23 protein-coding genes, 1 tRNA gene and 1 pseudogene are annotated in these 25,028 nt (G+C 64.8%); 9 read left to right on the forward strand and 16 right to left on the reverse strand.

Annotation, left to right across the window (positions count from 1 at the left end; genetic code table 11):
* The first annotated feature begins 112 nt into the window (after positions 1 to 112).
* Both LHJ54_RS08565 and LHJ54_RS08570 read left to right on the forward strand, forming a co-directional pair.
* Positions 113 to 1,144, forward strand: a complete 1,032-nt coding sequence (locus LHJ54_RS08565) for a PhoH family protein (protein WP_228243472.1) — start codon at positions 113 to 115, stop codon at positions 1,142 to 1,144.
* Between the two features lie 14 nt (positions 1,145 to 1,158).
* The gene (locus tag LHJ54_RS08570; protein ID WP_228243473.1) at positions 1,159 to 1,296 is read left to right on the forward strand and encodes a hypothetical protein; all 138 of its coding nucleotides are present in this window, start codon (positions 1,159 to 1,161) and stop codon (positions 1,294 to 1,296) included.
* A 112-nt stretch (positions 1,297 to 1,408) separates the two neighbouring features.
* On the opposite strand, the gene LHJ54_RS08575 is transcribed toward LHJ54_RS08570, so the two are convergent.
* From LHJ54_RS08575 to LHJ54_RS08585, 3 genes are all read right to left on the reverse strand, one after another.
* Positions 1,409 to 3,913: a pyrroloquinoline quinone-dependent dehydrogenase gene (locus tag LHJ54_RS08575; RefSeq protein WP_228243474.1), complete on the reverse strand. Its 2,505-nt coding sequence runs from the start codon at positions 3,911 to 3,913 to the stop codon at positions 1,409 to 1,411.
* 167 nt (positions 3,914 to 4,080) lie between these two features.
* Positions 4,081 to 4,171, reverse strand: a tRNA-Ser gene (locus LHJ54_RS08580).
* Between the two features lie 365 nt (positions 4,172 to 4,536).
* Positions 4,537 to 4,692, reverse strand: a complete 156-nt coding sequence (locus tag LHJ54_RS08585; protein WP_228243475.1) for a hypothetical protein — start codon at positions 4,690 to 4,692, stop codon at positions 4,537 to 4,539.
* A gap of 80 nt (positions 4,693 to 4,772) precedes the next feature.
* On the opposite strand from LHJ54_RS08585, the gene LHJ54_RS08590 reads away from it, so the two are divergent.
* Positions 4,773 to 5,747 carry a peptidylprolyl isomerase gene (locus tag LHJ54_RS08590; RefSeq protein WP_228243476.1) on the forward strand — a complete coding sequence of 325 codons (975 nt, stop codon included), beginning with the start codon at positions 4,773 to 4,775 and terminating at the stop codon, positions 5,745 to 5,747.
* A gap of 16 nt (positions 5,748 to 5,763) precedes the next feature.
* Here LHJ54_RS08590 and LHJ54_RS08595 read toward each other — a convergent pair whose 3' ends face one another.
* Complete coding sequence (locus LHJ54_RS08595) at positions 5,764 to 7,851, reverse strand: bifunctional (p)ppGpp synthetase/guanosine-3',5'-bis(diphosphate) 3'-pyrophosphohydrolase (protein WP_228243477.1); 2,088 nt, start codon at positions 7,849 to 7,851, stop codon at positions 5,764 to 5,766.
* A gap of 218 nt (positions 7,852 to 8,069) precedes the next feature.
* On the opposite strand from LHJ54_RS08595, the pseudogene LHJ54_RS12770 reads away from it, so the two are divergent.
* A pseudogene (locus LHJ54_RS12770) lies at positions 8,070 to 8,297 on the forward strand (GtrA family protein); the annotation flags it as partial.
* On the opposite strand, the gene LHJ54_RS08600 reads toward LHJ54_RS12770, so the two are convergent.
* Positions 8,214 to 9,329: a glycosyltransferase family 2 protein gene (locus LHJ54_RS08600; protein WP_228243478.1), complete on the reverse strand. Its 1,116-nt coding sequence runs from the start codon at positions 9,327 to 9,329 to the stop codon at positions 8,214 to 8,216. The pseudogene LHJ54_RS12770 and the gene LHJ54_RS08600 overlap by 84 nt on opposite strands.
* On the reverse strand, positions 9,323 to 10,858 hold the full coding sequence (locus tag LHJ54_RS08605; protein WP_228243479.1) for a hypothetical protein: 1,536 nt from the start codon (positions 10,856 to 10,858) through the stop codon (positions 9,323 to 9,325). Before LHJ54_RS08605 ends, LHJ54_RS08600 begins: the two co-directional genes overlap by 7 nt.
* 228 nt (positions 10,859 to 11,086) lie before the next feature.
* Here LHJ54_RS08605 and LHJ54_RS08610 point away from each other — a divergent pair, with 228 nt between their 5' ends.
* Complete coding sequence (locus tag LHJ54_RS08610; protein ID WP_228243480.1) at positions 11,087 to 12,178, forward strand: glycosyltransferase family 2 protein; 1,092 nt, start codon at positions 11,087 to 11,089, stop codon at positions 12,176 to 12,178.
* Between the two features lie 10 nt (positions 12,179 to 12,188).
* Here LHJ54_RS08610 and hemF read toward each other — a convergent pair whose 3' ends face one another.
* On the reverse strand, positions 12,189 to 13,046 hold the full coding sequence (hemF, locus tag LHJ54_RS08615; RefSeq protein ID WP_228243481.1) for an oxygen-dependent coproporphyrinogen oxidase: 858 nt from the start codon (positions 13,044 to 13,046) through the stop codon (positions 12,189 to 12,191).
* Positions 13,047 to 13,214: 168 nt separating this feature from the next.
* Between hemF and pdeM the strand changes: the two genes are divergently transcribed.
* Positions 13,215 to 13,922 (forward strand): ligase-associated DNA damage response endonuclease PdeM, encoded by a 708-nt coding sequence (gene pdeM, locus LHJ54_RS08620; RefSeq protein ID WP_228243482.1) that lies wholly within the window; start codon positions 13,215 to 13,217, stop codon positions 13,920 to 13,922.
* Between the two features lie 137 nt (positions 13,923 to 14,059).
* Positions 14,060 to 14,539, forward strand: a complete 480-nt coding sequence (gene infC, locus LHJ54_RS08625; RefSeq protein WP_228243483.1) for a translation initiation factor IF-3 — start codon at positions 14,060 to 14,062, stop codon at positions 14,537 to 14,539.
* 15 nt (positions 14,540 to 14,554) lie between these two features.
* Here infC and LHJ54_RS08630 read toward each other — a convergent pair whose 3' ends face one another.
* Positions 14,555 to 14,953 carry a VOC family protein gene (locus tag LHJ54_RS08630; RefSeq protein WP_228243484.1) on the reverse strand — a complete coding sequence of 133 codons (399 nt, stop codon included), beginning with the start codon at positions 14,951 to 14,953 and terminating at the stop codon, positions 14,555 to 14,557.
* Positions 14,954 to 15,102: 149 nt separating this feature from the next.
* Between LHJ54_RS08630 and LHJ54_RS08635 the strand changes: the two genes are divergently transcribed.
* Together LHJ54_RS08635 and LHJ54_RS08640 are read left to right on the forward strand one after the other, a co-directional pair.
* Positions 15,103 to 16,518 carry a DASS family sodium-coupled anion symporter gene (locus LHJ54_RS08635; RefSeq protein ID WP_228243485.1) on the forward strand — a complete coding sequence of 472 codons (1,416 nt, stop codon included), beginning with the start codon at positions 15,103 to 15,105 and terminating at the stop codon, positions 16,516 to 16,518.
* 144 nt (positions 16,519 to 16,662) lie between these two features.
* A complete protein-coding gene (locus tag LHJ54_RS08640) occupies positions 16,663 to 17,982 on the forward strand; it encodes a cystathionine gamma-synthase family protein (RefSeq protein WP_228243486.1) in 1,320 nt (439 codons plus the stop codon).
* 48 nt (positions 17,983 to 18,030) lie between these two features.
* Here the strand turns inward: LHJ54_RS08640 and LHJ54_RS08645 are convergent, their stop codons facing one another.
* From LHJ54_RS08645 to LHJ54_RS08680, 8 genes are all read right to left on the reverse strand, one after another.
* Positions 18,031 to 19,368, reverse strand: a complete 1,338-nt coding sequence (locus LHJ54_RS08645) for a DEAD/DEAH box helicase (protein ID WP_228243487.1) — start codon at positions 19,366 to 19,368, stop codon at positions 18,031 to 18,033.
* A 289-nt stretch (positions 19,369 to 19,657) separates the two neighbouring features.
* Positions 19,658 to 20,191, reverse strand: a complete 534-nt coding sequence (locus LHJ54_RS08650) for a J domain-containing protein (protein WP_228244338.1) — start codon at positions 20,189 to 20,191, stop codon at positions 19,658 to 19,660.
* A gap of 254 nt (positions 20,192 to 20,445) precedes the next feature.
* Positions 20,446 to 20,964, reverse strand: a complete 519-nt coding sequence (gene pal, locus LHJ54_RS08655; RefSeq protein WP_228243488.1) for a peptidoglycan-associated lipoprotein Pal — start codon at positions 20,962 to 20,964, stop codon at positions 20,446 to 20,448.
* 61 nt (positions 20,965 to 21,025) lie between these two features.
* The gene (gene tolB / locus LHJ54_RS08660) at positions 21,026 to 22,441 is read right to left on the reverse strand and encodes a Tol-Pal system beta propeller repeat protein TolB (RefSeq protein WP_228243489.1); all 1,416 of its coding nucleotides are present in this window, start codon (positions 22,439 to 22,441) and stop codon (positions 21,026 to 21,028) included.
* Positions 22,438 to 23,340, reverse strand: coding sequence for an energy transducer TonB (locus LHJ54_RS08665; protein ID WP_228243490.1), 903 nt, complete (start codon positions 23,338 to 23,340; stop codon positions 22,438 to 22,440). Before LHJ54_RS08665 ends, tolB begins: the two co-directional genes overlap by 4 nt.
* A gap of 11 nt (positions 23,341 to 23,351) precedes the next feature.
* Positions 23,352 to 23,795, reverse strand: coding sequence for a protein TolR (gene tolR / locus LHJ54_RS08670; RefSeq protein ID WP_228243491.1), 444 nt, complete (start codon positions 23,793 to 23,795; stop codon positions 23,352 to 23,354).
* A complete protein-coding gene (gene tolQ, locus LHJ54_RS08675; RefSeq protein WP_228243492.1) occupies positions 23,795 to 24,496 on the reverse strand; it encodes a protein TolQ in 702 nt (233 codons plus the stop codon). Before tolQ ends, tolR begins: the two co-directional genes overlap by 1 nt.
* Positions 24,493 to 24,981: a YbgC/FadM family acyl-CoA thioesterase gene (locus LHJ54_RS08680; protein WP_228243493.1), complete on the reverse strand. Its 489-nt coding sequence runs from the start codon at positions 24,979 to 24,981 to the stop codon at positions 24,493 to 24,495. The genes tolQ and LHJ54_RS08680 overlap by 4 nt, the downstream gene beginning before the upstream one ends.
* Positions 24,982 to 25,028: the final 47 nt, after the last annotated feature.

Below are 25,028 nucleotides of genomic sequence, written 5' to 3' on the forward strand. Positions count from 1 at the left end.
TCCGCCCAAGGCGGGGTGCCAGCGGAAGTGACTTTCCACCATCATGTGCGGCATCGCGCTTGCCTGTCGTGTGTCGCGGCTTACATTCGCCGTAACCACTTGAAAGGACCGCATGGGCCGTAAACCAAGCCGGGGTGACATGCCGCCCCTCTCCTCGCCCCCGGTGGCGCAGCGCGAGGCGCGGCGTGCACGGGCTGAACTGTCCTTCGACAATCAGGCGCTTCTGGTGCCGCTGTTCGGCCAGTTCGATGCGAATCTGGTTCAGGTCGAAAACAGGCTGGGAGTTTACATCGCGGCGCGCGGAGGCGCGGTGCAGATCGAGGGGCCGGAGGATAGCGTCGCCCGCGCACGTGACGTGCTGCTTGCCATGTATGATCGTCTCGCCGCCGGACGCGATCTTGACGCGGGCGAGGTGGAGGCTCTGATCGGCATGTCCGGCCAGCCAATGCTGGAGGGGATCGGACCAGCGCGGATGGATGCGCCGCCGGTCATGATCCGCACCCGCCGCAAGACAATCGTGCCGCGCTCTCCCGGGCAGGTGCCCTATATGATGCAGCTGTCGCGCAACGACATCATCTTCGCGCTTGGCCCAGCCGGCACCGGCAAGACTTATCTCGCTGTCGCTCAGGCGGTCAGCCAGCTGATCACCGGCAGTGTGCAGCGGCTGATCCTCAGCCGTCCGGCGGTCGAGGCGGGCGAGAAGATCGGCTTCCTGCCCGGCGACATGAAGGAAAAGGTCGACCCCTATCTGCGCCCGCTGTACGACGCGCTGTACGATTGCATGCCCCCGGAACAGGTGGAGCGGCGGCTGGCGTCGGGCGAGATCGAGATCGCGCCGATCGCATTCATGCGTGGGCGCACGCTGGCGGATGCCTTTGTCATCCTCGACGAAGCGCAGAACACGACGCGCGAGCAGATGAAGATGTTTCTGACCCGCTTTGGTCAGAACAGCCGCATGGTGGTGTGCGGCGACCCGCGCCAGATCGACATTCCGGGCGGTCGCAGCATGAGCGGCCTTGCGGATGCGGTCGCCCGTCTGGAGGGAGTGGAGGGTATCGCCGTGTCCCGCTTCACCTCCACGGACGTGGTGCGCCACCCGATCGTTGGGCGGATCGTGGAGGCCTACGAAGGGGAAGAGGCCTGATCCGCCTACAGGTGATGCCGGCCCAGGGAGGTGCGTCCGGCACTCTCCTGCGCCGCTGTGTGCACGGCGCGAGCGTCGACGATCCGGTCATCTGGTACGAAGGCGCGGGGCTGGGGCAGCGGCGCAGCCTCCTGGCCGATCACCTGGCTTAATGGTCGCGGTAGCCGACGGGGCGGTAACAAGCTGGCGATCAACAGCTACGATCCCTTCGGCGTTCCGGGTGCGGGCAGGCATGATTCGCGCAAAGAATGACCATGCCTCTGATCATCTGCGCGGCAACGCATACACCTTCAGGTAATCGCCCGGCGTCGTTTCAAACCGGGCGTGCCCCGTCGCCGTTATTGCGACGTACTGGCGCCCTTCGTGCTCGTAGGTCATCGGGCCGGCCTGCGGTCCGGCTGGCAGCCGCGCCTCCCACACCAGTCTGCCGGTGGCAGTTTCAAACGCGCGCAGGAAATTGTCCTGCGCGGCGCCGATGAAGGTCAGGCCGCCGGCGGTGACCAGCGGGCCGCCCAGATTCGGCGTGCCGGTAGGGATCTTGAGAAAGGTCGGCAGGCCCAGCGGGCCGGTGTCGAACCCGGTGCCCAGCGGTTTGGACCAGACCAGCTCGCCCGTGTCGATGTTGGTTGCCGAGATGTAGCCCCAGGGCGGCGCGATGCACGGAACCCTCAGCGCCGACCACCAGATGGGCCGGGTTACGCCAAAGGGCGTTCCCAGATGCGGGGCCACTTCCTGGTCGGGACGGGCTCCGCCGGAACCCACGGCTTTGTCGTCAACCTCCGCGCGCGGGTGGAGAACGACCAGGTTGGGAAGACGGGAGTTGTTGGCAATGATCAGGCGGCGTTGCGGGTCGAAGCCCAATCCGCCCCAATTCATGCCACCCACCGTGCCGGGGAACAGGAGCATGCCGGGCTTTTCGGGGGTGGGCGGGGTAAACATGCCTTCGTAGCGGAGGCGATGAAAGCTGATCCGGCACAAGGCACCATCGATCGGCGTCAGGCCGAAGGCGTGGCGCGCGTCGATCCGTTCCGGGTCGCGGGCCGGTATCCCGCCGATATTGGGGAAGAAGACGGACTGGGGCTGAGTGCGGGCGACCCAGTCGCCGGGTGGTGGACCCTGCGGCGCAGGGCGCTGTTCCACCGGGCGCAGCAATCGCCCCGTGGCGGCATCGAGCAGGAACAGATTGCCGGTTTTGCTGGCCTGCATGATCGCTCGGCGGGACACGCCGTCGATCGCCACATCCACCAGCATCGGCTGCGCCCCAAGGTCATAGTCCCACAAGTCGTGAGTTATGGTCGCATAGGACCAGCGCGTGGCGCCGGTCTGCAGATCGACGGCAACTACGGCATCGGTGAAGCGGTCCTCCTCGGGCGTGCGGTTCCCGCCCCACTGGTCGGCGGCCGCGTTGCCGGTGGCAAGGAACGCCAGTCCCAACGTCTCGTCCGCCGAGATGATGTTCCAGACATTGGGGGTTCCGCGCGGGTAGATCTCGCCAGGCGCCAATGGTGCCTGCGCATCGGGGCGAAGGGCATCCCACGCCCAGCGAAGCTCGCCAGTGATGGCATCATAAGCTCGGACGACGCCGGACGGCGCGTCCCGCCGCTGGTTGTCGCTGACCTGCTGGCCAAGAATCAGCAGGCCGCCGGCAACCGTCGCGCCGGACGTGTTGGAAGCGAAGCCCGTTTCGCGAAGACCCATGCCGCTCGTCATGTCGACGGTGCCGTTTGTCCCGAACTCGCGGCACACGAACCCGCCAACCGCGTCAAGGGCGATCAGGCGCCCGTCCGCCGTTGCCACAAAGACGCGCCGGTGGCAGCGGCTTCCTTCGCGGGGTACGGGGCCGATCGCGCCGGGTACGGCTGGCATCCGCGCGATGGCTTCGGGACGGCCGGCGGGCGACCCATCGTCAAAATAGGCCACTGCGCGGCAAGCGGCGGTAAACAGGGACTCCATGGTGCGTGGCGGAACGCGGGGATCGTAACTCCAGCGGGCCTCGCCCGTGCCCGGATCGAGGGCAAACACCTGACTGCCGGGGGTGCAGGTGTAGAGGAAGTCCTCCGCTTTGATGGGCGTGTTCTGCGACGAGTAGAACACCCGGCCCTCAGCCGGGTTGAGATCGCCGCTCTGAAATGTCCACGCCTCCTCCAGTTCGCCCACATTGCTCGTCGAAATCTGGGCAAGCGATGAATAGCGTCGTCCGTAATTGTTGCCGCCGTACGCCGTCCAGTCCGCTCCAGCATCCTCTGCGGACCCGCCGCTGCCGGCGACGCGACCCGGTTCTCCGGGGGGCTGCGTCCGCTCCCAGCTCGCGAACACCAGGACCGCCAGCCCTAGCAAGCCCGCCAGCACGGCGACCATGCTCGCCCGGCGCGGTGCGGATCGTTTGGGGTAGCGCCACAGCAGCCAGGCAAGCCCGCTGCCCGCCGCCAACGCCGCCAGCAGACCCGCGCGTCCCGCCAGATCGATCCCCCAGGCCGGCAACCAGCCTTTGCCCGCGATTTCGACAAGCGACCAGATGACCGTGACGAGCACGGCCAGCGCGAACAGGGCAAGGGCGATGCGGTCCCTGCGCCTCCAGGCGAATCCTGCGCCCGCCAGCAGAAGCAATCCGGTCAGCAGGTAGTAGGCAGTCCCTCCAACAGTCAGCAGCCACACGCCCAGACCGGCCATGACCAGCCCCAGGACACCGATGATCGTTGCCTGCGCCAGATAAAGCCACCGCCAGCCGCGACGGGTGCCAACATCTCCATCTGCCGCCTCGCCACTCATGGCCCGCTCTCCCCGGAAGAGTATTTTTAGAACTGCGTGGTGCTGGTCAGCGTAGAGCGGAAATGAACCGTGGCAAGGCGTTTGGTTGGTTCAATAAACCGTTCCGCCCGCGCCGCAGACGTCCGGTCACCGTCGCAATGGAATTTGACAATGCTGAGGATGAAGTCTGGCGGAGCGGGTGGGATTCGAACCCACGATGAGCTTTTGACCCATACACACTTTCCAGGCGTGCGCCTTCGACCACTCGGCCACCGCTCCGTTGCCTCTTCAGGCGAGGCGTGCCCTAAAACGGCAATGCACTTCGTGCAAGGCGTGCGCGTTGGCACCTGACGGTGCCGCCTCCGCTCCGCTGCGGCCCGACCACTCGGCCACCGCTCCGTTGCCTCTTCAGGCGAGGCGTGCCCTAGGTTCCCGCCGAGCCAAACGCAAGCCGTATGCGGCCTGTGTCATGTCGCTGCCGCTGCCTGGCCGCAACCGCCGGCCACGGCTGCGCGCGAGCAAATGCCTCCTGGGGGCGGGCGGCGCATGTGGCGACCGGGCGAGCGGTTCGCAAGCCGTGCCGAGCCGACCGGGCAGATTTGCTTAGGCCGAATCGCGCCTGACGTGGTATGGCAGGCATCGGATCAGGCGCTGCGCGGAATGGCATTCCCGGCGACCGGCTGGTCCAGAGCCTCTTTCCGCCCCTGAAAATGCGTGGGAAGGGGCTTTTTCCTGCGCCAGTGGTGGTCCGGACCACCGTTCAGATGCAGGTCCCCGCTCCCGTCGATCTGCCATGGCAAGGTCGACCCCGCGAAGGCGCTGCCCTTCTTGAGGCAAGGCAACCCTTTCGCTGAAGCACGCTGCGTGGCACACCGGGGAGATGCGCAGTCTCCTCCTTGCCGCCGCCATCCTTGCTGTTCCAGCCGCCGCGCAGGAACCCAACCGACGCTCTCCGAACGAGATCGTGGCCGCCGCCCCCGCGTCCGAGTGGGTCTCCATTGCGCCGTCCGATCTGCTGGTGATGACCCTCGCGCCGGACGCGAGGGGCAAGCCGCGGCAGGTGGTGATCCAGCTGATGCCGCCGCCCTTCAGCCAGGGCTGGGTGGAGAACATCCGCGCTCTGGCCAAGGCGCGCTGGTACGACGGGCTGAGCGTCAACCGGGTGCAGGACAATTACGTCGTGCAATGGGGCGATCCGGATGGCGAGGATGCGGCCAAGGCGAAGAAGCTGCCGGCGGGGCTGCGGGTGATGAAGGACGGGGACTACCTTGCAACCGTCGTCGGTGACGATTTGCTTAAGCGAACGCGCTGGCCTGACAACTACGCCGGCTTCGCGACCTTTAAAAATGGCTGGCCTCTCGGAACAAGTATGAAGTCGGTTCACTCGTTCGATTACCAATCTTGGCCCGTCCACTGCTATGGCATGGTCGGTGTCGGGCGGGGGATGCCGCCGGACACCGGCTCGGGGGCGGAGCTGTACGCGGTGATCGGCCATGCGCCACGCCATCTCGACCGCAACATCGCGCTGGTGGGCCGGGTGGTGGAGGGGATCGAGCACCTCTCCAGCCTGCCGCGCGGGACGGAGGCGCTGGGGTTCTACAAGACGGCCGCCGAACGGGTGCCGATTGTCTCGATCCGCCTCGCCAGCGACCTGCCCGAAGCCGACCCGGCCTCAAGCAGCGAAGCGGTAGGCCAGCAAACACGTCCGCGCTTCGAATACCTCTCGACCGAGAGCGCCACCTTCGCCGCCTATGCCGAGGCGCGGGCCAACCGGCGCGATCCGTTCTTCATCCAGCCGGCGGGCGGGGCGGATATCTGCAACATCCCGGTGCCGGTGCGGCGGGCGGCCGACTAGCGCGCACGTGGCGGGATCAGACCCGCTCTGCTCCACTGACCGCATCACTCGCTCTCAGCGCGCTGAGTATGCGGGTGAGGTGGGGCACGTCCTGCACCTCCAGGTCGATCTCATAGGTGGTGAATGGCCCGTCGTGATGCGTTTGCTGCAATCCCTGCACATTGGCCAAGTTCCGGGCAAAGATGCCCGCCGTTTCCGCCAGCGTTCCAGGCCGGTCGTAGAGCGTTACGCGCAGCCGCCCCACCGCACCCGATGAACGCTGGCCCCACGACAGGTCGCGCCAATCGGCATCCATGGCGTTGGCGACGGTGATGCAATCGATCGCATGCACCTCCACCGGCTCGCCCGGTTTGCGCAGGCCCACGATCCGGTCACCCGGCACGGGATGACAGCATTCGGCGAGCTGGAAACCGGCGCCCGGCGACAGGCCGCGGATCGAGATCGTGCCCCGTTCCTTCCAGTCCTCTTCCGGCCCCATCCCGGCCGTGCAGCCGGGAACCAGCGCCTCCATCACGGCCGCGTCGCTCAGCTTGGCGGAGCCGATGGCATGCATCAGTTCCTCCTCATCTCCAAGCCCGAGCCGCTTCACCGCCGCGCGCAGTGCCTTTTTCCCGACCTTTGCCGGAACGCGCGTCGCTATCTCGTCGAACAGCTTCTGCCCCAGTTCAGCGACCTCTGCCCGCTCCTTGGCCCGAACCGCGCGGCGTATCGCGGCCCGCGCTTTGCCGGTGACGACAAAGGACAGCCAGGCGAGTTGCGGATCCGCCTCGGCAGATTTGACGATCTCCACCACATCACCGTTCGCCAGCTGGCTGCGCAGTGGCACATGGCGCCCGTTGATCTTGGCGCCCACCGTCTGCAGCCCCAGATCGGTGTGAACTGCAAAGGCGAAATCGACCGGCGTTGAACCCTTGGGCAGCTGGAACAGCGATCCCTTGGGCGTGAAGGCAAAAATGCGATCCTGGTAGATCGCCATGCGGGTGTGTTCCAGCAGCTCTTCGGCGTCGTGACTGTGATCCACTATCTCGATGAGGTCGCGCAGCCAGCCGACCTGCCCGTCGGGCCTGCTGCCCTGCTTGTAGGCCCAGTGCGCGGCCAGGCCGAATTCGTTCAGCCGGTGCATGTCGCGCGTTCTGATCTGCACTTCGACGCGCATCGAGTTTTCATACATCAACGCGGTGTGCAGGCTGCGATAGCCGTTGGTCTTGGGCGTTGAAATATAGTCCTTGAACCGGCCCGGCAGGAACTGCCAGGTGGTGTGGAGCACGCCCAGCGCGCGGTAACAATCGCCTTCGTTTTCGCAAATGACGCGAAAAGCCATGATGTCCGTTATCTGATCGAAGGTGACATGGCGTTCGGCCATCTTGCGCCAGATGGAATAGGGGTGCTTTTCCCGCCCCGACACTTCCACCTTCAGCCCGGCTTCGGCCAGCGCCTGCTTGATGGCGAGCGCAATCGCATCGACCTGGCCCGTGTCCTGTTGCCGGATCTGGTCGAGCCTCTGGCCAATGGTGCGATACCCTTCAGGCTCGAGCTGTTCGAACGCGAGCAGCTGCATCTCCCGCATGTATTCGTACATGCCAACCCGTTCGGCGAGCGGGGCGTATATCTCCATCGTCTCGCGCGCGATCCGCTGCCGCTTTTCCGGTGACTTGATGAAGTGCAGGGTGCGCATGTTGTGCAGGCGGTCGCCCAGCTTCACGAGCAAGACCCGGATATCCTCGCTCATCGCGAGGAGGAACTTGCGCAGGTTTTCGGCCGCGCGGTCGTCTTCCGGCATCTGCTCGATCTTGGACAACTTGGTGACACCGTCCACCAGCCGGGCGATGTCGGTGCCGAAATTGCGTTCGATGTCCTCGATGGTGGTCAGCGTGTCTTCCACCGTGTCATGCAGCAGCGCGGTGGCAATCGTTTCCTGGTCGAGCTTGAGGTCGGTCATCAACCCGGCGACTTCGACCGGATGAGAGAAATACGGGTCGCCGGATGCCCGCTTCTGTGTGCCGTGCTTCTGTACGGTATAGACATAGGCGCGGTTCAGCAGCGCCTCGTCAGCATCCGGGTCATATTCCTTGACCCGTTCAACCAGTTCGTATTGCCTTAGCATCGCCAAGGATGATGTGTGCTGCAATGGTGCAATGCAACGGGAAATGTCAACAGCCGGCGGCAGGAGGCTGGCTGGGCTTATTGGCTGCTTGACTCGGGCCGGCTCACAGGGTGCATGCCAGTGGCATGGGAGCGTGGCACTCATCCAGACTGGCCGGCCAGGTTGTGCGGTTCGGCGCATCGACCGGCGTCAGCGCCCTGCTGTCGTTCGGCTTGCCCATGTTGCTGCACGAGCAGTTCGGGATCAGCGAAAGTTCAGCGGTGGCGATCGGCTTTGCAGTCGCCTATGTGCTCAACATCCTGCTGCTGCGCAGCTTCGTCTTCCGGTCTAACGGCTCTTGGCGCGAGCAGTTGCCCCGTTACCTACTGGCGAACGGCATCTTTCGGTTGGCGGAGTACGGCGGTTTCCTGTTGCTGTTTTACCGCCTGCAAATCGATTACCGGATCAGCGTCATCTGCGTTCTTGGTGTTTCCGCCATCGCCAAGTTCTTTGTCTACCGGCTGGTTTTCGATCGGAAAGGCGTTTCTGTACCTGGTTAGGTCCAGCTCAAGCTGCCGCACAGTTTCTAGCGTACTCTCGAGAAGTTGCCGGTTCCTGCCGACCAGATCCGCCAGCAGCCCCAGTACGAAGGTCAACGTTCCCGCTGTCATGAGCGCGCTGCCGATGACAAGCGATTGAACCTTTCCGCTGCCATCGACGAAAAGATAATAGTACAGAAACCTCGCTATAGGGACCATGCCGATGACGGCGATCATTACGCCAATCAGCGAAAACGCGCGCAGTGGCTGATACATCGCATACATCAGGAGAGTTGTGGCACCCGACCGCTTGATGAAAAGCGAGACAGACTTGAACAGGCGGGAATCGCGTGTTTTCGGATTGGTGCCGATCGGTACGCTGACCACCGCCATGTTCTTGTTGCTGGCTTGGATCAGCATCTCGATGGTGTAGCTGAACGAAGACACGATGTTCAGCCGCATGGCCGCACTGCGTGAAATCGCGCGAAAGCCGCTCACAGCGTCGGGGATCTTCAGGCCAGAGAATGTGCGCACGACCGCGCTGCCGAACTTCTGCAACAGCCGCTTGGCGGGTGAGAAGTGCGCTATGCTGGACGTGCGACGGTCGCCCACAACGATGTCCGCCCTACCGGCGAGGATGGGTTGGACCAACTTTCCGATGTCGTGGCCGCAGTACTGATTGTCACCATCGGTGTTGACGATGATGTCCGCCCCAGCGCCAAGCGCGTATTGCAAGCCGCGCGCGAAGCTGCGGGCCAACCCTTGATTTCCGGTGTTGCAGACCACGTGATGCACGCCCAGCTTACGCGCCAGGTCAGCAGTTCCGTCGTGGGATCCATCGTCAATGACAAGGAACTCGATGGTATCGATGCCCTCGATCCTGCGAGGCAAATCCCGGACCGTCGCTTCCAGAGTGCCGGCCTCGTTGAAGCATGGTATCTGGATAATCAGCTTCACCATGACCTCTCCTCCGCCAGACCAGATGCACGCTCCAATCCTGCCGCGCGGCGGTCGGCACCTGTAGTGACCGGCCGGCTAGTGCGCTGGCGCAGGACCCACAGGCTCCCCGCGACAAATGGGAGCAGCCAGATGAGCCGCATCTGGTATCGGCCGTGTGGTCCCGACAGCGCTCCGCAGATTGCCGCGTTGGCAAGTACCGCCAGCAATACAAGCGCCGCCCACGACCATGCAAGGTGACGGGGCCCTTCTCGACGCTCAGCCTGAACAAACAGCGCGGCCAGCATTGTCAGGGCCGCAAGCGTGGTGGCAATCGTCAGCATGACTGTCGGCAGCAATGGCATAGCCATATTCGCCGCCAACGTCGGCCTGATCGTCGCGGCAACGGGGGCGGGGTACTTCACCCCGATGCTTTGGACATGATCTTGCGAATAGTTGAAGCTACTCATATCGAAATGGAACAGTTGCTGGACAAAGGAATGGAGCGACACGCCCACAAGGCCTATCGGATCGTGGGCCAGCACCGCCAGGAAGAATGGGACGTCTTCGCGGGATACCTGCGCACGCTCCGCATCGCTGAAGAGTTGGTACACGCCGGTGGCCGCCTTCTCATCCCACAGGAAGGCGTCGCTGGGCACCGGCAGCCGGTCGCGATAACGACACAGCACAAAATCCACGCCGGCATCACCGCAGCGTTCCTGGAGAAAAACAGTGCCCGGGCCGGCGTCGGTCAGCCGGGCCGACAGGAACGGGGGGGAAACGGGCCGTTCGCCGAGGGCGAAGGATACGGCCAGGTTGAAAGCGGCGACTGACAATGCGCCCGCAGCCACTATCGGCAGCGCGATCAAAATAGCCCTCATCCGGTTACCACCCAATGCGAAGACGGCGGCAACGATGCCGGCGGCAGCGACAATGAGGATATGAGTGGTGTGAAAGGTCGCAATGACGGCGCAGATCGCTATCAAGGCTATCAGTTCAACTTTGCGCAAGCGGCTCCAGAACGCGACAACCGTGGCGAAGCAGAGCACAAGTAGGCCAGAATACACGTCGGGTATCAACATACTGGTGAAGAAAGGCAGCGGGCTGGCGATAAGCAGCGCTGCGACCAATGCTGCGGTCGGGCCTGGCGGCATCCGGCCAATCTCACGGCTGATTATGCTGGCGGTAATAAGGAGAATGCCCGCCACGATGAGGGCTTGCAGGAAAACCGCTCCCCATGGGCCAAACAACCGCATGGGCGCATAGAGGAGAAAACCGTAATAGATCGAACGGCCGACCAGAACGGGGCGCGTTGGCTTGATCTCACCACTTATTCTTGACCCGTCCAGTGCGGGATTGGCCAGCTCTTCAACTGCTCCCGGATTGCCTGCTGGCGGCCTGTCGACCTGTAGCCGGTCAGACCATACCGAGGGAGAATTGGTGACGAACACGGCGGCACCATCCGCCGCGCGGACATAGTTGCTGGTATCAGGAAACCAGAACGGTCCGCCATTCACGAACGCCGGCCACAGAAGTGCCAGCGCTGCTACCACAACGGTCAGCAAAGAACCGAGAGCCGAAGGAAGAGTCCTCTTTCTGCTGGGCGGGGAACGATCCATGCATCAAGTCTCAACCCGCATCGGCGTTAAAAAGCAAACGGCGTAACCCTTGTGGCGCACATTAGAACACATCGCAGTCTCAGCGCAATGGAGCACTTGGGTCGCCTGCAGCTAATGGCCTTGTCTTGACCTCGACTCGTCCATGCGGAAACAGGCGCAGACATGCAGCCTCAACTCTCCGTGATCGTTCCGACGTTCAACGAAGTGCAGAATATCGGTGAGCTTTACGGGCGCATCAGCAAGGTCCTGCACGACATCGCGTGGGAAATGGTCGTTGTCGACGACGATTCCTCCGACGGAACCGCGGACGCCGCTCTGGCCCTTGCGCGGGCGGGCGAGCCGGTCCGGGTGATCCGCCGCATCGGGCGCCGGGGGCTTTCCAGCGCAGTGATCGAAGGGATGCTGAGCAGCGCCGCCGACTTCTTTGCCGTGATCGACGCCGATCTTCAGCATGACGAAGCGTTGCTGCCGCAGATGCTGGAGACGCTGAGGCAGGGCGATACCGACATCGTGATCGGCACCCGCTATGCAGGCGCTGGCAGCGTGGGCGACTGGAGCGCCGCTCGCGTACGGATGAGCCGGCTGGCCACCGTTCTGGCGCAGAAAGTCACCGGTGCGCGGATCAGCGACCCGATGAGCGGCTTTTTCGCCATCCGTCGCGAGCCGCTGGAGCGCACGGTGCGCCACCTGTCTGGCGAGGGATACAAGATCCTGCTGGACATCTTCGCCAGTTCGCCCGTGCCGCTGCGGCACGCTGAACTGCCCTACACCTTCCGCCAGCGGCTGCACGGGGAAAGCAAGCTCGATGCTGCGGTCCTGTCGCAATACGGCCTGCTGCTGTTCGACAAGACTGTCGGCCGCTTCATTCCGCCGCGATTGATCTTCTTCAGCATCGTTGGCGCAATCGGCGTCTTCGTCCACTACGCAGCCTTTGCCCTGCTGTTTTTCGCGGGCGGAGTGTCGTTTCTGGTGGCGCAGACCGGGGCCACAATTACCGCCATGACCGGCAATTACGTCCTGAACAATCAGCTCACCTACCGCGATGCGCGGCGCAAAGGCTGGAAGTTCGTCACCGGATTGCTGGCATTCTATCTCGTGTGCAGCATCGGCCTGCTCGGGAACGTGGGCATAGCATCCTATGCCTTCTCGCTCGAGTACCAGTGGTGGCTCGCTGCCTTCGCCGGGATCGTGGTGGGAACAGTGTGGAACTTCGCGGCGTCCTCCATCTTCGTATGGAAGCAGCGCCGGCTGTGACAGAGCGCCGTCAGGTCCATACCGCTTCTGGTGGAAGGCTCATCAGGATTGCGTCGATGTTGCCGCCGGTCTTGAGGCCGAAGAGCGTGCCGCGGTCGTACACGAGGTTGAATTCGGCGTAGCGGCCGCGCCATTCCAGCTGGCGCTGCTTGTCCTCACCGGAAAAGGCTGCGCCCATCCGCCGGCGGACCAGTTGCGGGTAAATGTCGAGAAACGCCTCGCCCACATCGCGCGTGAAGGCGAAGTTGCGGGCAAAGGCAGGATCGTCGGCACATTCGAGATGGTCGTAGAAAATGCCGCCCACGCCGCGATGCACCCCCCGATGAGGAATGAAGAAGTAATCGTCCGCCCACTTGGCGAACCGTTCGTAATAGGTCGGGTTGTGGGCCATGCAGGCCGCCCGGAGGCGGGCATGAAAAGCGTCCGTATCCTCTTGGTAGGGCAGCGGCGGGTTGAGGTCCGCACCGCCACCGAACCATGCCTTGCTCGTGACCAGAAACCGGGTGTTCATGTGGACCGCGGGCACATGCGGATTGGCCATATGGGCAACGAGGCTGATGCCGGTGGCGGTGAATTGCGGGTTGTCCTGGTCGGCACCGTTGACGGTGGCGGCGAAAGCGGGCGGGAAGCTGCCGTGCACGGTTGAGACGTTCACCCCGACCTTTTCGAACACCTTGCCCTTCATCAGGCCCTGGGTCCCGCCGCCGGGGTCGTCGTTGCCTTCTTCTTCCCGGCGCCACGAGCGATAGGTGAAAGCTGCGTCCGATCCGGTTTCACGTTCGATCGCCTCGAACTCGGTGCAGATGCGCGTTCGCAAGTCTTCGAACCAGAGGCGGGCTTGCTGTGTCTGCTCTGTCCAGTCGGCCATTGGTGCATCTCCCCCTCTCGCTGGCGAGAGGTTCCGGGTGGTCAGTCGCTGCACGAGGTGCGGCATGCCCGGTGCGACTAGCATCCGCGGCGCCGCGCGCAAGTCCGACGCGGCTGATGGCCACGCAGGGGGGTTGCCACGCAACGCTTCCGGCGTCAGTGAGGCGGCATGGTTCCCTTTTCGTTCGCTGGCGAAGAAATGCTGCTGACCCGCGGCCGCGCGCTGTTCTGGCCGCGAGAGGCGGCGCTGCTGCTGGCCGACCTGCATCTGGAAAAGGCCAGCTTCTTTGCGCGGCACAATCAGTTCCTGCCGCCCTATGACAGCCGGGAAACGCTGGAACGGATCGCCGATGCCATTCGCGAAACCGGTGCCCGGCGGGCCATTACCCTGGGAGACAATTTTCACGATCCGGACGGCTGGGCGAGGCTGGACCCGCACGCCTGCGGCATGCTGGAAGCATTGACGCGGGCGGTGGACTGGGTGTGGATTACCGGCAATCACGACGTGGGCAAGGATGGTCTCGCCGCCGAGGTACGTTGCGGCGGCACCCTGACCGATGAGCTGGAGATCGGCGGCGTAGTGCTGCGTCACATCGCCCGGCCCGGAGAGACTCGGGCGGAGATGTCCGGCCACTTCCATCCGCGCGTCCAGTTGACGGTGAACCGCCGCAGGATTGCACGGCCATGCGCCGTGCTGGCCAGCGGCAAACAGGCGCCGGACCGGTTAATCCTGCCATCCTTCGGCACGCTGACCGGAGGGATGGCGGCGAACCATCCAGCCATTCTGAAGGCTTTGCAGCCTGCTGACACCATCCGGGCCGTGTTGCCGGCCGGCGACAGGATGGTGCAATTCCCCCTTTGGCAGAGGGCCGCCTGACTTAAAGATCTGGCGCAACGGCACGCCCGCGTCTAAATGGCGGGAATCTGCAATCACATTCAGGAGACTGCCCCATAGCCCGTCCACCCCGGCGCACCCTACAGCCGCCTATCAAGAGCGGCCCGCGCTTTGACAATATGATCCAGGCGGACAAGGTCCGTGTCATCGACGATGAAGGCGAAAACCTTGGCGTGATGTATACCCGCCAGGCGATTGAACAGGCCAATGAAGTGGGCCTGAACCTCGTCGAAGTTTCCCCCAACGCAGACCCGCCGGTCTGCAAGTTCCTCGACGTCGGCAAGTTCCGCTACGAAGCGCAGAAAAAGGCCAACGCCGCGCGCAAGACGCAGAAGACGCAGGACATCAAAGAGATCAAGATGCGACCCAACATCGATGATCACGATTACGACGTGAAGATGCGCAACGTTGCCCGGTTCATCGAGGATGGCGACAAGGTGAAGATCACGCTGCGTTTCCGGGGCCGCGAAATGGCGCATCAGAACCTTGGCATGGATCTGTTGAAGCGGGTCCAGGACGACACCGCGGAAACCGCCAAGGTCGAGGCATTTCCGCGCCTCGAAGGGCGGCAGATGCTGATGGTACTGGCGCCCAAGTAGCTCCACTGGTCGCCGCTATCTTCGCGGGTGCGGCGGCTCCCACAGTTCGACAGGATTGCCTTCCGGGTCGTGGATGCGGGCGAAACGACCGACTGCCGGGTCATGCCATTCGGCGCGGCGCTCCGCCGTCACTCCGTTCTTGGCCAGTTTTTCCAGCAGCAGGTCCAGGCCGTCGACGCGGAAGTTCAGCATGTATTGCCGATCTGCGGGAAAGTAGTCGCTGTCCCGCGGAAAGGGCGTGAAAACCGTATCGCCGCCCTGCGCGCGCCAGGACCACTCGCTCGGCTCGCCGTCGTCGGCGGTGCAGCCGGCACCCACGCCGAGCATGTCCCGATACCATTGGCTGAGCGTCTCAGGGTGAGCCGAGCGGAAGAACACTCCGCCGATGCCAAGAACGCCGCCTGCTTTTGCCATGCGCGGTCCTCCTGTATCCAGAAGGTACGACGGGTCCGCGCGTCCGGCAACATCTGCGGGAGAGAGTTCCTCGGAATCCAAGGCGTGTTGCCTTGTAGGGCGCTTGCTGGGATGACGAGGGATCAAGGGTTACTGGGGGCGGGATTAGGATGAAACGGGCAAGCAGAGCAGGCTTGTTCATCGGAGCGTTGGCGCTTGTCGGCGCCTTTTTACTGCCCGTGCCTGCCGGCATGACCCGCGAAATGGTGATTGTGGCCGGGCTGGTGCTGCTCATGGCGGTGTGGTGGATGACCGAGGCCATCCCGCTCACTGCGACCGCCCTGATGCCGTTCGTCATCCTGCCATTGGCCGGCGTGTTATCGGCCGAAGAAGCGGCCGGCGCCTATTATTCACCTATATTGTTCCTCATCCTGGGTGGCGCCTTCCTCGCGCTGGCTATCGAACGGACCGGCCTGCATCGCCGCCTGGCCCTGCGCCTGCTGGAGGTTGTCGGCGGGCGGGGTGGTCCGGGCGGAATACTGTTCGCGTTCATGGCGACGACGGCTGCCTTGTCCATGGTGATTTCCAACACTTCAGCCGCCCTCATCCTCATGCCGGTTGCAATCGCGGTGCTGGCCGGCGGCGGGATCCCACCGGAAGAGCGGGATGGTCTTGCCGGCGCGCTGCCGATGGGCATCGCCTTTGCTGCCAGCATCGGCGGATTGGGCACTCTGGTCGGCAGTCCCACCAACGCCATCGCGGTGGGTCTGCTCGACACTGTCATCGGGTTTCGGATAAGCTTCGCGCAGTGGTCGCTGTACGGGCTTCCGCTCGTTGCGGCAGGTGTGCCGCTGGCTGCGTTGATCATCGCGCGCGTTCAGCGGATCGGCGCGCACACCTTTGATCTTTCCGCAGCACAGGCGGCGATCGGCGAGCGACTCCCATGGACCCGGCCCGAACGGCGCCTCGTCCCCGTCATCGTGCTTGCCTTCGGGGCGTGGATGACCGTGCCTCTGGTGCAGCCACTGCTGCCCCAGGGGAGCTGGACCGATGGAACAATTGCCGTCATCGCGGGTCTGGCGCTGTTCCTCATTCCCGATGGAACGGGGCGGCCGCTGCTTGTCTGGCAGGAAGCCGACCGGGCGCCATGGGCCGTCATCATGATGTTCGGGGGCGGACTGGCGCTGGCCGCCGGCATAGGTGCCAGCGGGCTGGCGGCCTGGCTGGGAGAGGCGCTGCTGTTTCTCCAGGGCGTGCCGCTGATAGTGATTGCGCTCATCCTGGTGGCGCTGGTGGTGCTCGTGACGGAGTTCGCCAGCAACGTCGCCACGGCAAGTGCGATCATTCCCGTCGTTGCCGCGCTCAGCGTGGCGCTGGGGGCAGACCCCCTGCTGCTCGCGCTGCCGGCGGCGCTCGCGGCAAGCTGGGGCTTCATGCTGCCCGCCGGAACCGGACCCAACGCCATCGCGTGGGCGACGGGGCGCATCATTCTGCCACGCATGGTGCGCGCCGGCGTGCTGCTGGATGTGGCCGGAGTGTTCCTCATCGTGGGCATGGTGTGGATCATCTATACAGTGACCGGTTGAACGGCGGGTAAGCCCGCTGTAGGCGTCACGGCAACACGCGCCGGCGGAGATGCGGACCTGCGGAGGTTAGGTCCGCCAGCGCCGCCGGCAGCCGATACCCAGCTCCCGCCTTCCTGGGGGCGCCACACCAAGGAAGGAACATCCATGACCGACGCAGTTGATGCCGCAACCCAGCCCACCCCGCGGCGCAAGCCCAAGGCGGAGGTGACAACACTGAACGGCCGCGCGCTGAAACCGGCGACGCTGATGATGGGATACGGATACGACCCCGTTCTGTCGGAAGGGTCGCTGAAGCCGCCGATCTTCCTCACCTCCACCTTCGCCTTCGAAAGCGCGGCGGCGGGCAAGCGGCATTTCGAAGGCATCACCGGCATCCGCGAAGGCGGGGCGGAAGGTCTGGTCTATTCGCGCTTCAACGGGCCCAACCAGGAGATCCTGGAGGACCGGCTTGCCATCTGGGATGGGGCGGAGGATGCGCTGTGCTTCTCGTCCGGGATGACCGCGATCTGCATCCTGATGATGGCGTACTGTTCGGCCGGGGACGTGATCGTCCATTCCGGGCCGCTGTATGCCGCGTCGGAAGGCTTCGTCGCCAAGACGCTGAGCCGGTTCGGCGTCACCTACATCGATTTCCCCGCTGGAGCGACCCGCGACGAACTCGACAACATCCTTGCCCGCGCCGCCGAGATGGCTGCGGAGCAGGGCGGCAAGGTGGCGATGATCTATCTTGAATCCCCGGGCAACCCGACCAACGCGCTGGTCGATGTGCAGGCGGTGCGCGATGCGCGCGACGCGGCTTTCGGTGCGGACGGCCCGCCGATCGCGATCGACAACACGTTCCTGGGACCACTGTGGCAACGGCCGCTGGAGCATGGCGCCGACATCGTCGCCTATTCACTGACGAAGTACGTCGGCGGTCACAGCGACCTCGTGGCGGGCAGCGTTGCGGGCGCTAAGAAGTGGATGAACCCGGTCCGCTCCTTGCGCAACACGATGGGCGGCATTGCCGATCCGAATACAGCCTGGATGCTGCTGCGCAGTCTCGAGACGGTGGAATTGCGCATGACACGCGCGGGCGAGAACGCCGCCAAGGTGTGCGAATACCTGCGCGGGCATCCCAAGGTGGAGGGATTGGGCTACCTCGGCTTCATCAGCGACCCGCGGCAGAAGGACATCTACGACCGCCACTGCCTTGGCGCCGGCTCGACCTTCTCCGTGTTCCTGCGCGGCGGCGAGGAAGAATGCTTCCGCTTCCTCGACGCGCTGAAAGTCGCCAAGCTGGCGGTGAGCCTGGGCGGCACCGAGACCTTGGCAAGCCATCCGGCGTCGATGACGCACCTGTCCGTGCCTCAGGGGCGGCGGACGGAACTGGGGATTGCCGACAACCTGGTACGGATCAGCGTGGGGATCGAGGACGCGGACGACCTGATCGCAGATTTCGAGCAGGCGCTGGCGCAGGTATAGTTGAGTGTTGCCCCCTCCCGCTTCTGGGAGGGGGTGGTGGACGGGCAGTTAACGCGCCGCCCGTGCGCCGCCGCTTGTCCGTCGGCCACCGCCGCGACGCGCGCCGCTGCGTTCGCCGCCTTGCGGCGGGCGGGCGCCCCGGTTCGGCGCCGGCTTCGCCTCCACCTGCTTCCTTGGCTGCGGACGACGGTGTTCCTGCCGGTTAGATTCGGCAGGCGTCGTACCCAGCCGCTCCACTTCGGCGCGGAAGGAGGGCGGCAGCGGGATCGGCTGCAGCGTCTGGCGTGTCAGCCGCTCGATGCCGCGCAGGTAATCCCGCTCGTCCGGCGCGCAGAAGGCGATGGCCATCCCTTCCGCACCCGCACGCGCTGTCCGGCCGATGCGGTGAACATACTGTTCGGCCACATTAGGCAGCTCGAAGTTGAACACGTGGCTGACGCCCGGAATGTCGATCCCGCGCGCGGCGATGTCGGTCGCCACCAGCACGCGGACCCGGCCCTGACGGAACTCGTCAAGCGCGCGTTCGCGCTGCGGCTGGCTCTTGTTGCCGTGAATGGCATTGGCGCGAATGCCGGCCTTGTCCAGGTTGCGGACCACGCGGTCGGCCCCGTGCTTGGTGCGGGTGAACACCAGCGCGCGGTCGATCTCGCGGCTTTCCAGCCCCTTTTGCAGGCTGACCGTCAGCAGAGCCTGCTTTTCGGGCTGGCTCACATGGCAGACATACTGGCTGACCCGCTCGGCCGTGGTCGCCGCCGGAGTGACGGATACCTGTGCCGGGTTTTTCAGGAACTTGGCCGCCAGTTCCTTGATCGCCTTGGGCATGGTGGCCGAGAACAGCAGCGTTTGTCGCTCCTTCGGGAGCAGGGCGACGATGTGCCGCAGGGCGTGGATGAAGCCCAGGTCGAGCATCTGGTCCGCCTCGTCGAGGACGAGGATTTCGGTCCGGTCCAGCGTCATCGCCTTCTGGTCGAGCATGTCGACCAGTCGCCCCGGCGTCGCCACCAGAATGTCGGAACCGCGAGCCATCTTCTGCCGGTCCTTGCCGACGGATGTGCCGCCGACGATGCTCTGAGTCGACAGGCCGGACAGGGCACCGTAATCGCGTGCCGCATCGGCGATCTGCCCCGCCAGTTCGCGGGTGGGGGCCAGCACCAGCATCCGGCAAGAGCGGCGCGGCGCGCCCTGTTCGGACCGGCGCAACCGGTCGATGGAAGGCAGCATGAACGCCGCCGTCTTGCCGGTGCCCGTCTGAGCAATGCCCAGCAGGTCGCGGCCTTGCAGCACCAGCGGTATCGCCTGCGCCTGTATAGGGGTTGGCGTGTCGTAGCCCTTCTGCTCGAGCGCCTGGAGGATGGGCTGCGACAGCCCGAGATCGGTGAATGTCATAAGTGTCTGTATCGCTTTCATGTGCGGCAACAGCGCACGTTTCCAAACGCACGCTGGCAGCGGGTTCGGAACGACCCGCGTGAAAAGGGAAGCTCTTGGAAGAACGGGGCGCAGCCGCGGCACCTGGCCGCATGTTCACGCTGCGAATAGCGTCCCGTTGCGCCGCCATGTGGGCCGTATGATGTGGAATGTCAATGCGGTTCTGGCGTGGCCAGTCAGGAGGCGGGGGCCAACTCGCCTTACCGACGCGGCTTGGATTACCAGTGGAGGAGAGCAGGCCGGTGGTGCCTCAGCCCCGCCAGACCCGCCGATCCTCCGCCGCCTTCAGCACCTCATACGCGAGGTGAAGCTTCTGGAACTCGGCTGCTGCCGCCTTGTCGCCGGGTCGCACGTCGGGGTGCACCGCTTTCGCCTTTTCCCGCCAGGCCCGTTTCACGGCCGCGAAGTCCGCGTCGGCTTCCAGTTCCAGCACGTTCAATGCGCGCATCTCGTCCGCCGACCGGCTGCCATCCCCGCTCGCACCCCAGCCATAATGCTGCGCCTCGGCATATCCGCTGTTTTCCCGCCGTTCCGCGCCCGCGCGCTCGCCCCGTTCGGCCTTGTCTAGCCCCGCAAAGTAGTCCCAGCCGCTGTTGTATTCGGCCGCATGACGTTGGCAGAACATCCAGCGTTCGCGGCTGTTCGGTGCCTTGGGGGCGGGGCAGTCGCCCGGCGCGTCGCAGCCGTGGCGGTCGCACAGACGAACCTGCGCCGCTTCGCGCGCGCCGCCGTAAGCCCGCCACCGGGGAAAACCCCAATCAAGTGAGCGGCGGGTCATGGCGATATCGTCTGGGACATGGAAGGGGCGAAGATAGAAGCGGTTCGGCAAAGATACCAGACCCGCGATGCCGGGTCGCTGGATCACGGCTTGCAAAGCCGTACCCTGCAAAACCGTACCCTGTAAAACTCTACCCTGCAAAACCGTAGCTGGCGCATGCCGGCCAGCGACGCGGGATAACGCAGTCGCGGGATTGCCTGCGTTTTGCCAGCTACGGAACTGCTGCTGCCGCCACGGGGTGCGACAGAGGGCGCAAAGGACTAGTTGACCACCACCGTCACCGCGCGGCGGTTCTGCGCCCAGGCGCTTTCGTTGGAGCCGAGCGCCACGGGGCGTTCCTTGCCATAGCTGACAGTGGTGATGCGGTTCGCGGGAATACCCAGGCTGACGAGGTAGTTCCTGGCTGCGTTTGCCCGGCGTTCGCCAAGTGCAAGGTTGTATTCGCGTGTGCCGCGTTCGTCCGCGTGCCCTTCAACGGTGACGCGGATGTTGGGATACTGCTGCAGATACTGAGCCTGTGTGCGCAGGGCAGCCTGGTCGGTGGCGTCGATATTGTACTGGTCCGTGTCGAAGTAGATGATGTTCTGACCGTTGACCGACTGTTCGAAGTGAGCCTGAGTGCCGGGCTGTGCGGCTCCGCCGCCGGTACCGGTGGAGGGCGACGTAGTCTGGCTCGGGGCGACGGGGGTCGGCGGCAGTTCTTCGGGCGCGCGGCTCCGGCAACCAGCCAGGACAAGCGTGGTGACGGCAAGCGCCGTTGCGGCGTGGGTTATCTTCATGCGTGTGGTCCTTTCCCTGTTCACGTCATTGATGAGAAACCATCGTATCTTGTAACGCCGCTTACGGCAAAATCGGTCCCCACGCTGGGTCGGACGCGTCGACCGGGGTGGGCAGGCGGCGCTCGTTCCGGCCGGTCAGATCAACTTGCCATAACCCGGTCCGGCCCGATCCGCGTTCGGTGCGGAAGAATTGGATGATCCGCCCGTTTGGTGCCCATGTGGGCGCCTCGTCCTGCCATGAATTGGTCAGATGGCGCAGGTTTCGGCCATCGGGCGTAATGGTGGCGATGCGGAAGTTGCCGGTGATGTGGGTGAATGCGATCTGGTCTCCGCGCGGGCTCCATTCCGGCGTTGCGGCCCGGCCGCCGAAGAAAGACAGGCGACGCTGGTTCGAACCATCCGCGTTCATGATGTAAAGCTGCTGGGTGCCGGAACGGTCGCTTTCGAACACGATCTGTCGACCATCGGGGGAATAGGAGCCGCCGATGTCGATGCCCGGCGTATCGGTCAACCGTTGCGGCGTGCCGCCCGCTGCGGGGACCCGGTAAATGTCCGTATTGCCCCCCAGAGCCATCGAATAAAGGATATAGCGCCCATCCGGCGACCAGCGGGGCGCAATGGTGGCGCCGGCGGTTTCTGCGACTAGCCGCTGTCGGCCCGTGCCGATATCATAGACATAGATGCGCGGGTTGCCATCCACGTAAGACAGGTAGAGCAGCTTGGAATAGTCGGGGGAATAGCGCGGGGTCAGCGCGGTTGACTGGCCGTTGGTGATGAACCGGTGGTTCGCCCCGTCCGAATCCATGATGGCGAGCCGCTTGACCCGCCGGTCCTTCGGTCCGGTTTCCGCGATGTACGCAATCCGGCTGTCGAAGAACGGCGTCTCGCCGGTCAGGCGGGAATAGACCATATCCGCGCACTTGTGCGCCGCCCGCCGCCATTCCGACGGTTCGACCACCCAGCCGTCGCGTGCGATTTCCTGCCGCAGCGACACGTCATAAAGGTAGCAGCCGATGGTCAGCCGGTTGTCCGCGCCCGCCCGGACAAACCCCTGCACCAGCATTTCGGTGCCGCGCTGGGTCCACCCGGTGAACGTGGGTGCGGTGACTTGCGCATAGCCGGTCTGCGGCAGCGAATCTGGCCCGACCGGCCGAAAAAGGCCGTTGTTTCTGAGGTTGTTGTAGATCACATCACCCACCGCCCGGCCAAGCGCGGCGGTGCCTTGCGCGTTGGCGGGTGTCGGCTGATCCCGGTCGGTGGCAAATGCGGGAATGGCAATGGACATATCCTGCCATTCGCTTTCGTCGGTGACTGTGAAACTCAGCCCGTCGGCAGGCTGGTTGTTCGAACCCTGGACCGGTACCTGCGTCACGTTCCCGTCTGGCGGAGGCGGGGCGCCGAGGTCCTGCGCCGCGGCGGGCACCGCGCACCACAGGGCGACTCCGGCGAAAAGGGTGAAGCGTGAAATCAGTTTCATTGCGATAGGCTCCTGTCGAAGCGGGCACTGGAAACGTTGCTCCAGGCGGCGTAGTACTCTTCGGGTAGGTTGAACGGCGCGGCAAGCTGAACCGCGCGGATGGCGCGTTCGGCGTGCAGCGCCTTCTGCGGCGAATTGGCGTCGGTGATCCCGGACTGGCTGACCACCCGCGGCGTTCCCGCAAGAGAGCCGTCGCGGTTCAGCCGGAATGACAGCACCGTCACCAGCCGGTCGGCATCCACGCCCGACGGCGCATTCCAGTGCGGTTTGAGTTGCCGGATGATGGCGGAAGTTATCGACGCCTGCGTTCGCGCGCCGATCGCGCTGGCGGGCGCGCGGGTCTCCTGCGTGTCCGCGCTGCCCGCCCCGGCAAGAAAATCGCTCCCGATCCGGCTTGCTGCCTGCCGCTGTTGCGGGGCGGGCTGCGCAGCAGCGGTCGGACGGGGTGCCGGCGCGCTGGTCTGGCGCGGCTGCGGCGCGGGTTGTGCGGGCTGGGGAGTGGCCCGTGGCTGCGGGGGCTGGGCAGTCGCGCGCGGCTGCGGCGCGGGTGCGGGGCGTGGTGGGGGACTGGCCACGGGCTGCGGCCGTTCAACCGGCTGCTGTATGGGCGGCAGGGGCGGGGTGACCTCAGGTTCGGGCGGCGCGGTGGTTTCCTGCGATAATTGCGGCGCAACGGCGGCGCGGCTGGCGGGGACCGGCACCGGCGCGGTATCGGCCAGGCCAACGTCCTGCGACAGGTTCACCACCATGCGTTCTTCCTGCGGCGCGACCGGCGCAGGTGCCTCGCGGCTGACCAGAAAAGCGGCCAGTGCCACGTGCGCGGCGATAGCAATGCCAAGACCGATCCGCTCTTCCCGGCGGGGCTGGGTCGCAGGCGAGGATACAGCGTGGCTTGCCATGATTAGCCGGGTTATGGCGCGGTCACTGAACTGTTGGTGACTAGCGAAATGGAATTGAGGCCCGCCCGGTTCAATTCGCCCATTACCGCCATGACGTTGCCGTAAGGCAGGCTGCGGTCGGCACGCAGTGTCACCGACGGACCCTCGCCACTATCTGCGGCGGGTGCGATGGCGACGAGCCGCGCAGCAAGTTGTTCGTTCGTCAGCGGCTCTTCATCGAGATAGACGCTGCCGTCCGCAAGCATCGAAATCGTCACCTGATCCCGTTCGGTTGGCAAGGCGTTGGCGCGGCTGTCGGGAAGGTCGACCGGCACCCCCGCCGTCAGCAGCGGCGCCGTGACCATGAAGATAATCAGCAGCACCAGCATGACGTCCACGAACGGGGTCACGTTTATGTCGGCCATCGGCGCTCGGCCACGCCGGCCCCGCTTGCCACCGCCAAGCTGCATCGCCATCAGGCGGGCACCTTTTCCAGCTCGCGGCTGAGGCTGGCATGGAACCGCCCGGCAAAGCGTTGCAGGCGCGCCTCGAACCGGTTCACCTGATCGGAGAAGCGGTTGTAGGCGATCACCGCGGGAATGGCCGCGAACAACCCGATGGCCGTGGCGAACAAGGCTTCCGAGATGCCCGGCGCCACCACGGCGAGCGAAGACGATTCCTGCGCCCCGATCTGGAAAAAGCTGTTCATGATCCCCCACACGGTGCCGAACAGCCCCACGAACGGGGCCACCGCGCCGACGGTGGCGAGGAACGACAGCCGTTCCGAAAGGCTGTCCGCTTCCTCGGCAATCTGGTTGTCCATGGCGCCCGCAACGCGTTCGCGCGTCCCGTCGCGGTCGATTGGCTGCGACTTGGTCGACCGGCGCCATTCGGCCACCGCCGCGTCGACGACCCGCGCGCTGGGCAGGTCGCGTTTGCGCTTGCCTGACATAAGCGCCTCGTAATCGTCGGACCGCCAGAACGCTTCCTCGAACCGGCGGGTGCTGGAGCGCAGGCGGTTCATCCGCAGGATGAAGGAGATGATGATGGCCCACACCCAGATGCTGGCGAGGATCAGTCCGATCATCACCGCCTGCACGACGATGTCGGCCATCAGGAACAGTTCCACGGGATCAAGCCGGGTCGGCGGGGCAACAGTCAGGAACAGGGATGTCATGTGGCGTCGATGGCCTCGTTTACTGCGGAGTTGATGAAATCGGCGAACCGTTCGCGCCAGGCGGCTGGCTGTCGCCGCGGACGTCCGTCGGGAGAGATGAAGCCCACCCGCAAGGCGGCTTCGGCGCAAAGTGTCTGCCCCCGCCACACAGCCTGCGCCATGCGGCAACTTGCCGCCCCCAGTTCGGTGCAGCGGGTAGTGATGATCAGGTCATCGTCAAGGCGTGCCGGACTGACGTAGCGCAGGTGAAGGTCGGCCACCGCCCAAGCGCCTTCGCCCGCCTCGATCGCGGCCCGCTGATCTATGCCCAGGCGGCGCAGCAGATCGGACCGCGCCCGTTCGAACCAGCGCAGGTAATTGGCGTGATAGGTAATCCCGGACAGGTCCGTGTCTTCGTAATAGACGCGCACGGCATAAAGGTGCCGGTCGCCGTCAATGACGCCATCGGGACGGTTGGGCGCTGGTGATGAAGGGGGATGCTTCATGCCTGGACACGCGACATAGACGAGCGGAAGGTTAACGGGCAAGCATC

Origin of the sequence: Porphyrobacter sp. GA68 (assembly GCF_022605525.1) — a bacterium.
Lineage (GTDB): Bacteria > Pseudomonadota > Alphaproteobacteria > Sphingomonadales > Sphingomonadaceae > Qipengyuania_B.

What these genes read in the sequence shown, in the direction of transcription:
- LHJ54_RS08565 (WP_228243472.1), top strand. Translation starts at nt 113, where the DNA reads ATGGGCCGTAAACCAAGCCGGGGTGACATGCCGCCCCTCTCCTCGCCC.
- LHJ54_RS08570 (WP_228243473.1), top strand. Translation starts at nt 1,159, where the DNA reads ATGCCGGCCCAGGGAGGTGCGTCCGGCACTCTCCTGCGCCGCTGTGTG.
- LHJ54_RS08575 (WP_228243474.1), bottom strand. Translation starts at nt 3,913, where the DNA reads ATGAGTGGCGAGGCGGCAGATGGAGATGTTGGCACCCGTCGCGGCTGG.
- LHJ54_RS08590 (WP_228243476.1), top strand. Translation starts at nt 4,773, where the DNA reads ATGCGCAGTCTCCTCCTTGCCGCCGCCATCCTTGCTGTTCCAGCCGCC.
- LHJ54_RS08595 (WP_228243477.1), bottom strand. Translation starts at nt 7,851, where the DNA reads ATGCTAAGGCAATACGAACTGGTTGAACGGGTCAAGGAATATGACCCG.
- LHJ54_RS08600 (WP_228243478.1), bottom strand. Translation starts at nt 9,329, where the DNA reads ATGGTGAAGCTGATTATCCAGATACCATGCTTCAACGAGGCCGGCACT.
- LHJ54_RS08610 (WP_228243480.1), top strand. Translation starts at nt 11,087, where the DNA reads ATGCAGCCTCAACTCTCCGTGATCGTTCCGACGTTCAACGAAGTGCAG.
- hemF (WP_228243481.1), bottom strand. Translation starts at nt 13,046, where the DNA reads ATGGCCGACTGGACAGAGCAGACACAGCAAGCCCGCCTCTGGTTCGAA.
- pdeM (WP_228243482.1), top strand. Translation starts at nt 13,215, where the DNA reads ATGGTTCCCTTTTCGTTCGCTGGCGAAGAAATGCTGCTGACCCGCGGC.
- infC (WP_228243483.1), top strand. Translation starts at nt 14,060, where the DNA reads ATGATCCAGGCGGACAAGGTCCGTGTCATCGACGATGAAGGCGAAAAC.
- LHJ54_RS08630 (WP_228243484.1), bottom strand. Translation starts at nt 14,953, where the DNA reads ATGGCAAAAGCAGGCGGCGTTCTTGGCATCGGCGGAGTGTTCTTCCGC.
- LHJ54_RS08635 (WP_228243485.1), top strand. Translation starts at nt 15,103, where the DNA reads ATGAAACGGGCAAGCAGAGCAGGCTTGTTCATCGGAGCGTTGGCGCTT.
- LHJ54_RS08640 (WP_228243486.1), top strand. Translation starts at nt 16,663, where the DNA reads ATGACCGACGCAGTTGATGCCGCAACCCAGCCCACCCCGCGGCGCAAG.
- LHJ54_RS08645 (WP_228243487.1), bottom strand. Translation starts at nt 19,368, where the DNA reads ATGACATTCACCGATCTCGGGCTGTCGCAGCCCATCCTCCAGGCGCTC.
- pal (WP_228243488.1), bottom strand. Translation starts at nt 20,964, where the DNA reads ATGAAGATAACCCACGCCGCAACGGCGCTTGCCGTCACCACGCTTGTC.
- tolB (WP_228243489.1), bottom strand. Translation starts at nt 22,441, where the DNA reads ATGAAACTGATTTCACGCTTCACCCTTTTCGCCGGAGTCGCCCTGTGG.
- LHJ54_RS08665 (WP_228243490.1), bottom strand. Translation starts at nt 23,340, where the DNA reads ATGGCAAGCCACGCTGTATCCTCGCCTGCGACCCAGCCCCGCCGGGAA.
- tolR (WP_228243491.1), bottom strand. Translation starts at nt 23,795, where the DNA reads ATGGCGATGCAGCTTGGCGGTGGCAAGCGGGGCCGGCGTGGCCGAGCG.
- tolQ (WP_228243492.1), bottom strand. Translation starts at nt 24,496, where the DNA reads ATGACATCCCTGTTCCTGACTGTTGCCCCGCCGACCCGGCTTGATCCC.
- LHJ54_RS08680 (WP_228243493.1), bottom strand. Translation starts at nt 24,981, where the DNA reads ATGAAGCATCCCCCTTCATCACCAGCGCCCAACCGTCCCGATGGCGTC.